General features: G+C 32.7%; 15 protein-coding genes. 13 read left to right on the forward strand and 2 right to left on the reverse strand.

Going from position 1 to position 14,174, the window contains the following annotated elements; genetic code table 11:
* Nucleotides 1-3: 3 nt before the first annotated feature.
* From LQ189_RS07420 to LQ189_RS07435, 4 genes are all read left to right on the forward strand, one after another.
* Nucleotides 4-846, forward strand: a complete 843-nt coding sequence (locus LQ189_RS07420) for a DUF5777 family beta-barrel protein (protein ID WP_230155430.1) — start codon at nucleotides 4-6, stop codon at nucleotides 844-846.
* 23 nt (nucleotides 847-869) lie between these two features.
* Nucleotides 870-1,262 (forward strand): hypothetical protein, encoded by a 393-nt coding sequence (locus LQ189_RS07425; protein ID WP_086454881.1) that lies wholly within the window; start codon nucleotides 870-872, stop codon nucleotides 1,260-1,262.
* A gap of 135 nt (nucleotides 1,263-1,397) precedes the next feature.
* Nucleotides 1,398-1,952: a YceI family protein gene (locus tag LQ189_RS07430; RefSeq protein WP_230155431.1), complete on the forward strand. Its 555-nt coding sequence runs from the start codon at nucleotides 1,398-1,400 to the stop codon at nucleotides 1,950-1,952.
* A 127-nt stretch (nucleotides 1,953-2,079) separates the two neighbouring features.
* A complete protein-coding gene (locus LQ189_RS07435) occupies nucleotides 2,080-2,469 on the forward strand; it encodes a hypothetical protein (RefSeq protein ID WP_230155432.1) in 390 nt (129 codons plus the stop codon).
* 144 nt (nucleotides 2,470-2,613) lie between these two features.
* Here the strand turns inward: LQ189_RS07435 and LQ189_RS07440 are convergent, their stop codons facing one another.
* Together LQ189_RS07440 and LQ189_RS07445 are read right to left on the reverse strand one after the other, a co-directional pair.
* Nucleotides 2,614-3,651, reverse strand: a complete 1,038-nt coding sequence (locus LQ189_RS07440; RefSeq protein ID WP_230155433.1) for a response regulator — start codon at nucleotides 3,649-3,651, stop codon at nucleotides 2,614-2,616.
* The gene (locus LQ189_RS07445) at nucleotides 3,648-4,835 is read right to left on the reverse strand and encodes a PAS domain-containing sensor histidine kinase (protein ID WP_230155434.1); all 1,188 of its coding nucleotides are present in this window, start codon (nucleotides 4,833-4,835) and stop codon (nucleotides 3,648-3,650) included. Before LQ189_RS07445 ends, LQ189_RS07440 begins: the two co-directional genes overlap by 4 nt.
* A gap of 234 nt (nucleotides 4,836-5,069) precedes the next feature.
* Between LQ189_RS07445 and LQ189_RS07450 the strand changes: the two genes are divergently transcribed.
* The 9 genes from LQ189_RS07450 to LQ189_RS07490 all read left to right on the forward strand — a co-directional run bounded on the left by LQ189_RS07450 (nucleotide 5,070) and on the right by LQ189_RS07490 (nucleotide 14,127).
* Nucleotides 5,070-5,726 (forward strand): BON domain-containing protein, encoded by a 657-nt coding sequence (locus LQ189_RS07450; protein WP_230155435.1) that lies wholly within the window; start codon nucleotides 5,070-5,072, stop codon nucleotides 5,724-5,726.
* Between the two features lie 315 nt (nucleotides 5,727-6,041).
* Nucleotides 6,042-6,734 carry a type 1 glutamine amidotransferase domain-containing protein gene (locus LQ189_RS07455; RefSeq protein WP_230155437.1) on the forward strand — a complete coding sequence of 231 codons (693 nt, stop codon included), beginning with the start codon at nucleotides 6,042-6,044 and terminating at the stop codon, nucleotides 6,732-6,734.
* A 19-nt stretch (nucleotides 6,735-6,753) separates the two neighbouring features.
* Complete coding sequence (locus tag LQ189_RS07460; protein WP_230155439.1) at nucleotides 6,754-8,208, forward strand: OmpA family protein; 1,455 nt, start codon at nucleotides 6,754-6,756, stop codon at nucleotides 8,206-8,208.
* A gap of 53 nt (nucleotides 8,209-8,261) precedes the next feature.
* Complete coding sequence (locus LQ189_RS07465) at nucleotides 8,262-9,308, forward strand: pesticidal protein Cry7Aa (RefSeq protein WP_230155441.1); 1,047 nt, start codon at nucleotides 8,262-8,264, stop codon at nucleotides 9,306-9,308.
* A complete protein-coding gene (locus LQ189_RS07470; RefSeq protein WP_230155443.1) occupies nucleotides 9,298-11,664 on the forward strand; it encodes a glycosyltransferase in 2,367 nt (788 codons plus the stop codon). Before LQ189_RS07465 ends, LQ189_RS07470 begins: the two co-directional genes overlap by 11 nt.
* A 59-nt stretch (nucleotides 11,665-11,723) precedes the next feature.
* The gene (locus LQ189_RS07475) at nucleotides 11,724-12,725 is read left to right on the forward strand and encodes a 2-hydroxyacid dehydrogenase (protein WP_230155445.1); all 1,002 of its coding nucleotides are present in this window, start codon (nucleotides 11,724-11,726) and stop codon (nucleotides 12,723-12,725) included.
* Between the two features lie 116 nt (nucleotides 12,726-12,841).
* Entirely contained in the window at nucleotides 12,842-13,501 is a 660-nt protein-coding gene (locus LQ189_RS07480; protein ID WP_230155447.1) for a BON domain-containing protein, read from the forward strand.
* Nucleotides 13,502-13,528: 27 nt separating this feature from the next.
* Nucleotides 13,529-13,693 (forward strand): hypothetical protein, encoded by a 165-nt coding sequence (locus tag LQ189_RS07485; RefSeq protein WP_230155449.1) that lies wholly within the window; start codon nucleotides 13,529-13,531, stop codon nucleotides 13,691-13,693.
* A 200-nt stretch (nucleotides 13,694-13,893) separates the two neighbouring features.
* Nucleotides 13,894-14,127, forward strand: coding sequence for a hypothetical protein (locus LQ189_RS07490; RefSeq protein WP_230155451.1), 234 nt, complete (start codon nucleotides 13,894-13,896; stop codon nucleotides 14,125-14,127).
* Nucleotides 14,128-14,174 lie beyond the last annotated feature (47 nt).

Raw genomic sequence — 14,174 nt, forward strand, 5'->3', positions numbered from 1 at the left:
TTTATGAAGAATTTTTTAATCTCTACCTGTCTTTTTTTGACTACTCTAGCCTATTCACAGGATGATTTACTTAATAGTCTTGATACGAATCAAACAGCTGAGAACTACAGTACCGCTACTTTTAAAGCACTGCAACTGGTAACCTTACAAACTACAAAAATGCCTGCCAAAAAAGAATTTTATTTTGTGGTATCTCATCGTTTTGGCTCTGTTGAAGATGGTTTGGATAGTTTTTTTGGTCTAGATAATGCCACAACAAAACTTGGTGGTATTTATGGAATTACAGAATGGCTATCCGTTAATGTTTCTCGACATACTTTAAACAAAATGTATGAAACAGGAATAAAGTACCGAATGGCAAGACAAGGCGATAGTTTTCCTCTAGACATTGTGGGGTATTCCGTGGCAGATATTAATACGTTTTTAGAGAAGAAACAATTTCCTGGCTTAGAATTTAAGCACCGTATAGCTTATGTTCAACAGGTATTGATATCAAGAAAGGTGAATGAAAAACTGTCATTAGAATTGATTCCTTCATTTGTACACAAAAATCTTTACAATCCTGATATAGAAAGAGACAATCAGTTTTCTTTTGGAGGAGGTGGACGCTTTAAAATCACCAAAAGATTATCAGTCAATCTAGAATACATGCACAATTTTGACAAGCCTAAATTTTATACAAACCCATTATCAGTGGGACTTGATGTAGAAACAGGAGGACATGTTTTTCAACTCATATTTACCAATTCACAAGCCATGAGCGAGAGTGCGTATCTTACCAATGCATCTGGCGAATGGGGTAAAGGAAATTTCTTTTTCGGATTTAACTTATACAGAGTATTCTAATTAACCATAAAACAATAAATGCTATGAAAAAAACAATTGCACTAACAATTTTACTTGCTGGATTATGGAGCTGTAGTTCTGACACTACCGACACTATTGAACCAATAGCTAATCCTGCACCAAATCCTACGCCAAATCCTACACCTCCAACAGCATCAACATTTACTTATAATGGAAATGCAAAGACTATTGTAGACAACAATTGTGTACGCTGCCATTCAAGTGGAGGTTCTGCTTCATTTAGACCTTTAACAACATTTGCACAAGTAAAAGCAGCTGTTGAAAACGCAAATTTATTAGGCCGTATACAATTACAAAACGGACAATCAGGAATTATGCCACAAGCAGGAAGAATGTCTCAAGCGAATATTGACATAATTCTTAAGTGGAATACAGATGGACTTAGAGAGAATTAATGATGAAATAAACGTAACCGTAGATTAATTAGAGTTGGAAATCATCAAAACCAAGATAAAATGAAAAACGATGAACCAAACACGTACAAAACTAAGCGGATTGCATAAATTAAATAAAACCAATACAGCTAACAGATGAAAAAATCCTTTATCAACTCCTTTTTACTCTTATTGATTATTCTAGTAAATACCAATGGATTTGCTCAAAAACTGATAACAAAAACAGGAAATATAAAATTTCAGGCTTCTATGCCTTCCTATGAAGAAGTTGCGGCTGAGAATAAAAGTGTATCTGCAGTTTTAGAACAATCAACGGGTGATTTCGCAGCTTTAGTTCTCATAAAAGGCTTTCGTTTTAAAGTGGCTTTAATGGAAGAACATTTCAATGAAAACTACATGGAATCAGAAAAGTTTTCGAAATCAACTTTAAAGGGAAAAATTGAAGATTTTGATTTTTCAAAAATAACAAATACCACAAAAAATTTTACTTTAAAAGGAGATTTAACCATTCACGGTAAAACTAAACCAGTATCAGTGATCATAAAAGTTGTAAAAGTTGCAAACGGTGTTAATGCTACTGGCTCATTTGAAGTGAAACCAGAGGATTTTAATATTGACATTCCTAGTATAGTGAGTAAAAAAATTGCCGATAAAGTAAAAATTGCATACAATTTCACATTAACTAAATAATTCATATTGCATTCATACTCTATAAGTAGCTAAACAAAATGCTTATTTTTTTGTGAAATAGCAGTCTTCAGGAGGTCAGTTTACAATTAGACTGACCTCCTTTTTAATAATCCCTAACTGAATTTAAATGATTTGTATAAATTATGTTGTTACTGGACAGGATGTAAATGATGATATGGAAATGGAAAGCACCGCATACATTTCATATACGTTACGTTTATTGTATCGTTTTTTGTTTGATAATGGATTTTCAAAAGAGAAGCTCAACGCTAAGCATCTGGGTCTTCAAGTAGAGAATCATGAATTAGTTTGTTATAAAAATTTGATGTTTACTGAGTCTTTTTTTATCAAAATAGAAAATTATTATATTGGTGATAAAATCAAAATTAAAAGCTGTTTTTTTAACTCAAAAAACGAATGCTGCGCAGAAGTTACTAAAGAAGTAGAATGGTTTGATTGTGTTCGCAAAAAAGTTATTCCAACCCCTAAAAAATATTTTCATAATAATCCAGTTTAAAAGAAGTACAATAGTTTTTGCAGAAATCATGTTACCCCTAACCTATTTCTTTCAATGGTCTTCAAACCTCATCTTTAGAATCTTGAAAATAAACAAATGTAAATTTCAATTTAATAAGTAAAAGCTACATCTTTTAATAAGAAACTAATTCCGCATTTTACAAATTTTATCAAAATTAAGAATTGTTAATACACTTCCTTTTTTTTTAATCAGACCTTCATTTTTGAATTCTGTCAATGTCCGACTTACGGTTTCTGAGGCGGTTCCAGTTAGTGCGGCAAGTTCATCCCTACTAATTCTAATACTAGTTTCATTTTTAAACAATCTCAAAATTGCCTCAGCAAGTCGTTTTCTAACTGATTGATAAGCAAGTTGCAATAAATATGCGTCTTTGTTCCGAATTTCACTGGAAAGGATTTCAATAAATTTTCCTGCTACATCAGGATATTGCTGTAACATTTGATCAAATTGAATTTTAGGAAAAAAGCATAAATAACTATCTTCCATGGCAGTTGCTGTATCATCGTAGGGTTTGCTGGAAAGAATAATGTTGATTCCTAAAAAATCTTCTTTTTGGTATATTCCTGTCATCAGTTCATGACCATCTTCGGTCATTTTAATAGTCTTAATTTTACCTGAAATTACAAGGTAAATACCAGTAGCATTGTCACCTTCATAGTGTATGACTTGATTCTTTTTGAACAATCTAGTTTTTCGTTCGGCTATGATTTTTTTTAACTCGTTTAATCCATTATTTTTTGAAACAATTTTATCCAGACTCTCTAGAGATTTACTGTAAAAATGATGTTGACATTCTTTTTTCTTTAATCTACTTTCAATAGCATTGAGAAGTTCTAATCTACCAAATGGCTTTGTAAGATAATCATCGGCTCCCATTTCCATTCCCTTACGCAAATCAAGTCGTTCTGATTTTGAAGTAATAAAAATAAAGGGAATGTTAGTAGTTTCGGTATTTTTATTAAGGAGATACAGTACTCCATAACCGTCCAATTCAGGCATCATGATATCGCACAGAATGACGTTTGGTAAATATATTGTAGCCATATCAACCCCTTCCTTTCCATTTTTAGCAACAATGACTTCATAGTCTGCCAATTCTAGGATTTCAACTATATTTTCCCTTATTTCATTATTGTCTTCAATTACTAATACCTTGCTCATATTGTTGAAAATGTTAGTGTAAATAAAGTCCCTTTGTGTATTTTACTTACACACGAAACAGTACCCTTCATTAAGGCGATATAACGTGCCACGATATTTAAACCAAGTCCAGTACCTGGAATATTACCCGTATTATGTGCTCTGAAAAAAGGTTCAAATAAATGCAATTGATCTTCATCAGGAATCCCTATTCCTTCATCTTTCACGCAAATGATACAATGTGTATCATTTATTTCGGTAGTAAATTCAATAGTACAACCATCGTCTGAATATTTTATAGCATTGGTAATTAGATTGATAATGCTATTTTTAATTAGATTTTGATCTAAGTTTATAGCTTTCTGAAATCCATAATGAGTATGTTGTATTTGCTGATTGTCTTTTGCTAATAATTGCATTTCCTCAGTAATCTCTTCGGCTAATTGCACTAGATCAAAACATGTGGGTTTTGCATTTACTTTACCTACTTCTAATTGTTCTATGTATAAAAAGTCATTTAGTATGGTGGTCAAATTTGTAACAGCATTAATTATTTTACCAGCATGTTTGATGATATTAGCATTCTCTAACGGTTCAGCATATTTTTCGATAAGAGAAGCTGATAAATGTGCTGTGCTTAAGGGAGTACGAAACTCATGCGAAGCCATTGATAAAAAACGATTTTTTAATTTACCAATAATCTTTTCCTTTTCTAAAGTAGCACTTACTTTTGCTTTTGCTTTTTCAAGTGCTTTAATCGTATCGTTTAAGGTTTTTGTTCGCTCTTCTACAAGTTCTTCTAGATGGGAAGCATAATTTTTAAGCCTTTCTTCATCCTTTTTTTGCTGGGTAAGATCATGAATAAATCCCGCATAAATTTTTCTTCCTGCATAATTCACCTCGCTTACACCAATTTTAAATGGAAATTGATTTCCCTTTTTAGTTTTACCTATTAGTTCTCTTCCAATTCCAATTATATGGGATTGACCAGACATTTTATAGTCTTTTAAATAGGAATCGTGAGCCTCTTTATTACCAAAAGGCATGAGCATTGATATATTTTTTCCTAAAACCTCTTGTTCTGAATAAGCAAATAATTTACAAGCTGATGGATTAATACTTTCTACAATGCCTAGTTCATCAATAGTTACGATTCCGTCAATAGCGTTATGCACTAGGGCATCTAGTAAAGCAGATTTCTCCATAACTTATTTTGTCAAAGTGTATTGACTTATGTAAAGATAAGTCTACCTGAGTAGTTATCGCCTTATATTATTATATCTATATCTTTTGAAATTTACTCTTTTTTAATCTTAGTAGAATATTAAGTGTTGTAAATCACATATAACTCAGACTATGCTCATTTTAATACACTACTGTATTAACCAACTTTGTAAAGTACTTTAAAACACTTTGAAATTGATATAAAAAACGGAAAAATGATAACAGATGATATTTTACGGCAACATGTAATTCAGGTATTAAAACAGGAACTTTTTAGTATTGATTGCAATATAATAGTCATTTCAAATAATGGAATAATCACATTGAAAGGTCATGTAGATACCTATCACAAGAAAACACAAGCCGAAAGATTATCAAGTAAAATGACCGGAGTAAAATCAGTTATCAATGAAATCGATTTAATCATTAATAGTTGGGAAGAAAAAAAAGATATTGATATCACAACCGAAATTCTTAATACTTTCAGGTGGAACTGGAATACACTTAACGATACCATTACAGTTAAAGCAATAAATGGATGGGTGACTCTTTCAGGTGAATTAGAATGGAATTATCAGAAAGAAGCAGCAAAAGAAGCAATTATTAGTCTAATAGGTGTTAAGGGAGTTAGCAATGAAATTAGGATAAAATCAAAAGATGATATTAAAATAGATGCAGCATCCCTTAGGCTTGCATTACAAAACCACATTGCTTTAGACTCAAATGATATTGAAATAGAAATTTCAGAGTCAAAAATAACTTTAAAAGGTACTGTAGAATCAGGGAGTCAAAAAGAAATTGCAGGACATATTGCTTGGAAAACTAAAGGTGTTATAAGTGTTGAAAATGAATTACTGATTGAAGAAGATTAGATTAAATCATAAAAAATATAACTAATACAAACTAATAAAGACTAGTCATCACCGATTTTAATTGGTACAGAATATTTTAAAAACAAATGTCAAAACTTAAAAAAAAATCCTTTTTTTTTTTCAAAACTAAAGTTTAAAAGTGTTTGGAGCACTTTTAGGAGTGCGTATGGTCATTTCTACTTCAACCAAATAGACTCAATTTTGAACTTATAATTAATTTAAAAGTTTCTAGCAATATAATACGAGCAATATACTGTAAATACATAACCACAAGAAGATTAGAAAAAGAATAATGTTTTAAAAAATAATAGCAACATGAAAATACTTATTGTACTTACATCACATGATACTTTAGGAAGCAGTAGCCTAAAAACTGGGTTTTGGATAGCGGAATTCGCAGCTCCATATTTTATTTTTAAAGATGCAGGAGCTATAATCACAATTGCTTCTCCTAAGGGTGGTCAGCCACCTGTTGATCCCAAAAGTGAGGATGAAGAGGCACAAACCCAATATACTCAAAGATTCTACAAAGACAATACTGCTATTGACCTAGTAGCGCATTCTATAAAATTAAGCGAAATAAACCATGCGGATTATGATGCTGTATTTTATCCTGGTGGTCACGGGCCATTATGGGATTTGGCAAACGATACCGATTCTATAAAACTCATCGCAGACTTTTACACTAATAAAAAACCAATTGCCTTTGTATGTCACGCACCAGCTGCTTTAGTACATGTGAAAATTCAAAATGGTAATTATTTAGTAAAAGGAAAACAACTAACAGGCTTTTCTAATACCGAAGAAGAAGCAGTCTACCTAAACAAAATAGTGCCTTTTTTACTGGAAGATGAACTTACAAAAATAGGTGCGCTTTATAGTAAGGGAAAAGATTCTGAATCCTATGTAAAACAAGATGGTTTACTGGTTACCGGACAAAACGCAGCCTCATCAGTAGCAGTGGCAAAATTACTTCTAGAAACGCTTGAAAGCGAAAAACAAAATTAATCTTTAATACAAAACAAAAATGAAAAAATTAGTACTACTCGCTATAAGCATTGCATGTACATTGACAGCCAATGCACAAACAGCCGAAAAAAAATGGAACATAGGTAATCATGGAGGTGTAACTCAATATCATGGAGATCTCGGGCGTAGTTTTTACAAGACAGATAAAGCTTTTTATGGCTTTGGAGGTCTGTCGGTTTCCCGCTATTTAGGTAAACTTTTTGATGTCAATTTATTATTAACCAAAGGTACTATTGGGTACAATGGAGATACCGGAAGCTTTAAGAGTGATTTTAATGCGGCTTCATTCAACTTGCGTTTTAACTTGGCGGCTCCAGAATATGTCATCAGACCTTATGTAGTGGCTGGAGCTGGTTTTATTCTTTTTGACAATCAGGTTAATTTTGATCAAGATCGAATTGATTATGTTTTGCCAACTGCTGGAGCAGGTATCAATTTTAGATTATCCCCAGAAATTATGCTGAATCTTCAAGAAACTTTTTCTTTCTCCAATAAAGATCAAAGAGATGGAGTAACAGCAGGCGAAAAAGACAGCTACCTCTCTCACATGATTGGGCTAACCTTTAATCTTGGAAGTGTGAAAGATGCCGATCAGGATGGAGTTTCAGACAAAAATGATAGCTGTCCTGATACTCTAACAGGAATTACTGTAGATAAAAAGGGTTGCCCGTTAGATCGTGATATGGATGGTGTAGCCGATTACTTGGACAATTGTCCCGACGTTTCAGGAACTGCTTCATTGAATGGTTGTCCAGATAAAGACAACGATGGTGTTACTGATTCAGAGGATAGATGTCCAGAACTAGCTGGCTCCAAAGCATTAAAAGGTTGCCCAGATAGTGATAACGACGGCGTGGCCGATTTAGATGATAAATGCCCTAATACCAAAGCAGGAAGCAAAGTAGATTTAGTAGGTTGTATCATGGATAGCGATAATGATGGTGTCATGGATGATGTAGATCGTTGCCCTGATGTTGCAGGTCTGTTAGCTTTAAAAGGATGTCCTGATAGCGATGGAGACGGAGTCGCTAATTTAGATGACAGATGTCCCGAAATAAAAGGAACAATGGCTAACAAAGGTTGTCCCGAAATTACAAAACAAGATGCAGTGCGTATTACTTATTTAGGAAGCAAAATATTCTTTGAGAACAATAGCGATAAATTAATAGTTGCCTCATTATCTCAACTGGATGAACTCACAAAAATATTATACAAATATGCTGCGGCAAGTTTAGTTATTGAAGGATATACTGATAGCAACGGATCTGATCAATTTAATATTGAACTATCACAAAAACGAACCGAGTCGGTACGAAATTATTTGATCGGGAAAGGCATTGAAGCAACCAGAATAACTGGGATAGGAAAAGGCGAAAGCAATCCCGTAGCAACAAAAGCAACTGCACTAGGTCGAGCTAAAAACCGTAGAGTAGAATTGAAAACAAACTATTAAATTAATTTAGTGAAGATTGGCTCTTGTCAATCTTCACTTTAATTTTATAAACAATGATACAAGTCAAAAAAGAAGGGGTACTGTTAACCAAAACGTTATTTTCATTTGAAGATGAGGGTGTATTAAATCCCGCAGCCATAAGAGAAGGCAATTTTGTACATCTCTTTTATCGTGCAGTAAGCCAAGGCAATCATTCTAGCATTGGGTATTGTAAACTTGAAGGACCTTTATTAGTAGTGAATAGACACAAAAAACCACTGCTTTCACCTGAATTTGACTACGAATGTCAAGGCATGGAGGATCCCAGAATTGTAAGAATAGAAGACATATACTACTTAACTTATACTGCCTATGATGGTATAAACGCGTTAGGATGTCTTGCCATTTCAAAAGATTTAATTCATTTTGAAAAAAAAGGAATTATTGTACCGCAAATTAGTTACGCTGCATTTGATCAACTGGCAGAGCAAAGTAGTCCTATTAATCAAAAATATTTTCGTTATAACGAACACATCAGTGCTTTAGAATCTGACAAGGAAAAATCACTAGTTTGGGACAAAAATGTTATTTTTTTTCCGAGAAAAATAAACGGAAAATTCTATTTCATGCACCGCATAAAACCTGACATTCAAATAGTTGTAGGTGTTGAAGATTTAAAAAATTTAACCGAAGCATTCTATCAGGATTATTTCGGCCATTTTAATGATTATGTAGTACTTACCTCAAAATATGATCATGAAATTAGTTATGTAGGTGGAGGCTGTCCTCCTATAGAAACAGATCAAGGTTGGCTAATAATTTACCATGGTGTAAAAGATGGACTCAATGGATATGTTTATTCGGCATGTGCTGCTTTACTGGATTTAGAAAATCCAAAAGAAGAAATTGCTCGCTTACCGTATCCCCTATTCAAACCCGAATTAGATTGGGAATTAAAGGGCGAAGTAAATAATGTGTGTTTCCCATCAGGTGCAGTAGTATTTGAAGACACTTTATACATTTATTATGGTGCTGCAGACGAGAGAATTGCTACTGCTTCTGTTTCGCTATCAGGATTGATCAAAGAATTATTACTTTATAACAAACAAGATGATAAATAAATTAAGATTAAATTGCAACAATACGTATCCAGCTAAAAATAGTAAATCGTATAGTTTGAATAAAACTCAAATCAAAGAAAAAGAAAGCCTGCCCGAAATTTTATTCATTACCACTTATCCGCCTCGTGAATGTGGTATAGCTACCTACTCACAGGACTTAATTTTAGCATTAAACAACAAATTCCAAAATACCTTTAATATTAAAATTGCAGCCTTGGAATTGCAAAATAATAAGTATGCTTATGATGATGAGGTAACTTACGTATTAGAAACAGACAATACATATTCTTATGATGCTCTTGCACAAAATATCAATAGTAATAAGGATATAGCTCTTGCATTAATCCAACATGAGTTTGGTTTATTCAAAACGAATGAAGCAGATTTTATCCTTTTTTTAAAAGCGATAAATAAACCCATAATTATTGTTTTTCATACCGTACTGCCCAATCCAAGTGAAATATTAAAAGAAAACATAGCCGAAATGAATGCGCTTGTAGATTCATTTATAGTTATGACAAATGCTTCGGCAAAATTATTGGAAAACGATTACGGTATTTTAAAAAATAAGATTACCGTCATTCCACACGGAACTCATTTAGTAAAACATACGGATAAGGAAGCTTTAAAAGAAAAATACAACCTATCAAAAAGAAGAGTGATTTCAACTTTTGGTTTATTGAGTTCTGGAAAATCAATAGAAACTACTTTAGATGCCATGCCCTTAATTGTTGTTGAAAATCCAGATATTCTTTTTCTTATAATTGGAAAAACACATCCTTCGGTGGTTAAGGAAGAAGGTGAAATATACCGCAATAGTTTAGAGCAAAAAATCGAAATATTAGGGCTAAAAGAGCATGTAAAATTTATCAATGCTTACTTACCACTTGAGCAATTACTGGATTATTTGCAACTTACGGATATTTATCTTTTTACCTCAAAAGATCCAAATCAAGCGGTGAGCGGAACATTTTCTTATGCTATAAGTTGTGGTTGTCCCGTAATTTCTACCCCTATTCCCCATGCTTCTGAATTATTAAAAAATGGAGGCGGAATAATTATTGACTTCGAAAATTCAGAGCAATTGCAAAAACAAGTTTTAAATTTATTAAACAATCCACAGTTATGTAAGGAAATCTCCAATAAAGGCATTCATAAAATGGCGCCAACAGCTTGGGAAAACGCTGCAATTGCACATGCCTTGTTGTTAAATAGTGTAATGGATCGAAAATCTAAATTAAAGTACAAAACTCCCGCAATCAATTTAGAACACTTTAAAAGTTTGACCACGCCTTTTGCAATGATACAGTTCTCCATTATCAACAAGCCCGATTTAAATAGCGGCTACACTCTAGATGATAATGCAAGAGCATTAGTAGCCATGTGTCAGCATTTTGAATTGACAAATGATGAGAAAGATTTGGCCTATATCACTCAATATTATCAGTTTATCCAGTTTTGTCAACAAAAAGACGGTTCCTTTTTGAATTATGTAAACGAAAATAAAAAGTTTACAGATCAGAATAGTGAAAATCTAGAAGACTCTAACGGAAGAGCAATTTGGGCGCTAGGATTTCTAGTTTCTATGCATGATTTATTACCAGAATCATTAATCACCCAAGCCAAAAAAACAATGCAAGCTGCCTTGGAATCAGCTACCAGCATGCATTCAACAAGGGCAATGGCATTTACTATAAAAGGAATTTATTACAGCAATAAAAAAGAAATGAATTTTGAAAATAAGGCGCTCATAAAACTATTAGCGAACCGATTAGTTCAAATGTACAGACATGAATCTAAAGCAAATTGGCATTGGTTTGAGAGCTATATGACCTATGGAAACAGCATTCTTCCCGAAGCCATACTTTGTGCTTACCTTGCTACCGGCGACATGATTTACAAAGAAATAGCCAAGACTTCCTTTGATTTTTTATTATCAAAAACAATAACTGAAAATTCTATCAAAGTCATTTCGAATAAAGGATGGTTACACTATAACAAAGCCGTTACAAAAGAAGTAATTGGCGGAGAACAACCTATTGATGTTGCCTATACCATCTTGGCTCTAGCTAAATTTTACGATACTTTTAAAAATACTGCCTATCTACAAAAAATGGAAACAGCTTTTAGTTGGTTTCTGGGTAACAATCATCTCCAAAAAATAATTTACAATCCGTGCACAGGTGGTTGTTATGATGGTTTAGAAGAAGACTACATGAACCTCAATCAAGGAGCCGAATCTACGGTTAGTTATCTTATGGCAAGACTAACAATACAAAAATGCAGAGCAGAAATAGAATACAATAAGACTAAAACAGTTTTTACTGACAATAGAAACTTACAGCTTGTAAATTAAAAATTTAATTATAAATAACTAATAATCAATTAAATAAAATTAAAAATAGTCCTCAAAAAATGAAAATAGCCATCTTCAGTACAAAATATTACGAACGTGAATATCTTGATAAATTTAATGTTGATGGTAAACACCAACTCACCTATTTTGAAACTCCGCTAAATGCAGAAACAGTTTCCGTTGTAAAAGGTTTTGATGCAGTAAGCATTCAATTGACTGATAAACTAGATGCTAATGTAATTGACCAACTTGCAAAAGCAAACATAAAACTGATTGACTTGCGAACGGCTGGCTATGATAATGTAGATTTAGAGGCTGCTGCAAAGCATAACATAAAAGTGATGCGCGTACCCGCTTATTCGCCTCAAGCCATTGCAGAACACGCAACCGCATTAATCTTAACACTCGACAGAAAAACACATAAAGCTTACAATAGAGTTCGGGAAAATAATTTTTCGCTTCAAAATTTGATGGGTTTTAATCTGTTTGAAAAAACGGTTGGTGTTGTTGGAACCGGAAAAATTGGAACTGCTTTTTGTCAAATAATGCTTGGATTTGGTTGCAATGTTATCGCAAATGATATTTTACCATCTAAATCACTGATTGAAAAAGGAGTCAAATATGTTTCTTTTGAAAAATTATTAGAACAATCTGATATTATCTCAATTCATTGTCCCTTAACTCCAAAAACTAGACATCTTTTTAATAATGTGACTTTTTCAAAAATAAAAAAAGGAACTATGATCATTAATACAAGTCGAGGAGCCATTATCAATACCAAGGATGCAATCAAAGCGCTTAAAAATGCTCAAATTGGATATTTAGGAATCGATGTGTATGAAGGCGAAGAAAACCTTTTCTTTAAAGACTTATCAGATAAAATTATAAAAGACGACCAAATCGAAAGACTAATGTCTTTTAATAATGTTTTAATTACGCCACACCAATCTTTCTTTACTAAAGAAGCTTTATACGAAATTGCTAGGGTAACAATCAGTAATTTCAATTCATTTGAAGATAAGGTAAAGACAGAAAATGAAGTAGTTTTCGCCATTCCATAACTACTGACCAACTCCAATTAAAGTAACAAAAATCATTTTTTTTGATGCTCTGGGTCATTTTAAGATCTATATGAAAACTAAAGCTTTACATACATTATAAACTAAATAATTTCAAAATGAAAAGCAACGAAGAACTGCAAAAAAATGTTGTGGATGCAATCAATTGGGAACCCCTATTGCAAGCCGCAGAAATTGGGGTAATGACTAATAGAGGCGTGGTTACTCTAACCGGATCAGTAAATACTTATGCTAAAAAAAACGGAGCTGAACAAGCTGCTAAAAACGTAGCTGGAGTAGCAACAGTACTCGAAGATATCAAAGTTGTTTGTGGTACTAATAACAGTAGACCTGATCCTGAAATTAAGAATGTAATTGAGGATATTTTTATGTGGCATTGGGATATTCCAACCGAAAAAATTAAAGTCATTGTTGAAAATGGATGGGTGTTTTTAAGTGGTCAACTGGAATGGAACTATCAAAAAGAAGCAACTAAAAATGCACTTAATAACCTCATCGGAATTACAGGAATTACAAATAACATCAAGATAATTTCATTATCAAAAGACACCATTAAAAAAAAAGATATTGAAATTGCCATTGAGCGCAACTGCGCAATAAAAAACAAAGATATCCGTGTTTATGTAGTTGATAATGTGGTCACTTTAATAGGACACGTAGATTCTTGCTATCAAAAAAATGAGGCTAGCAGAATTGCGTGGAATGCTCCAGGTGTTACGCAGGTACAAAATGATTTATATATTGAATTTGACGACTAATTTTTAGATTTAAAAAATGCTCAAAAAATGGAAAAAACTATTGCATTACTAGAGCAAACTTTTGAGGAAATACTAAATGAATTGTTAATAATACTAGTTGATATTCCTGTTATAAACACCAAGACCCAAAACCACCAAAGCCGATTAAAAAAAAGTATATTGAAAACTTACCTAAAACTGCAGCTAGTTTAAACAGCTATTCCCTACTACTTAAAATTTAAAAAATATGCTACAACTATAAATACTAGTTTATCAATCCCAAAATCAGTAAATTAGTATTATTTATTGCAATAAAATAAATCAATTATGCACGACCTTAATTTAATTCTAAACAAAAGGTATTTGTATCGCTTAACATGGTCTAACTATTTATGAATTAAAATCTAAAAAAAATGAAAAAAATACTCTTTTCAGCCATAGTAATGGCAACCGTATTGGTATCTTGTAATAAAAAAAATACTGAAACTACAACAGATCATTCCCTCATGATGAACAATGATAGTACCATGATGGACAATGACAGTACAATAATGAACGATAAAACTAAAATGATGGGGAATCAAGAAAATAGGTATGCCTGCTCAATGCATCCCGAAGTACAGGGAAAAATGAATGACAAATGCTAAAATGTGGTATGAAATTAACAGAGCCTGTTCCTGAAAAAAAAGAGGAA

Source organism: Flavobacterium sp. CECT 9288, assembly GCF_918731615.1.
GTDB lineage: Bacteria > Bacteroidota > Bacteroidia > Flavobacteriales > Flavobacteriaceae > Flavobacterium.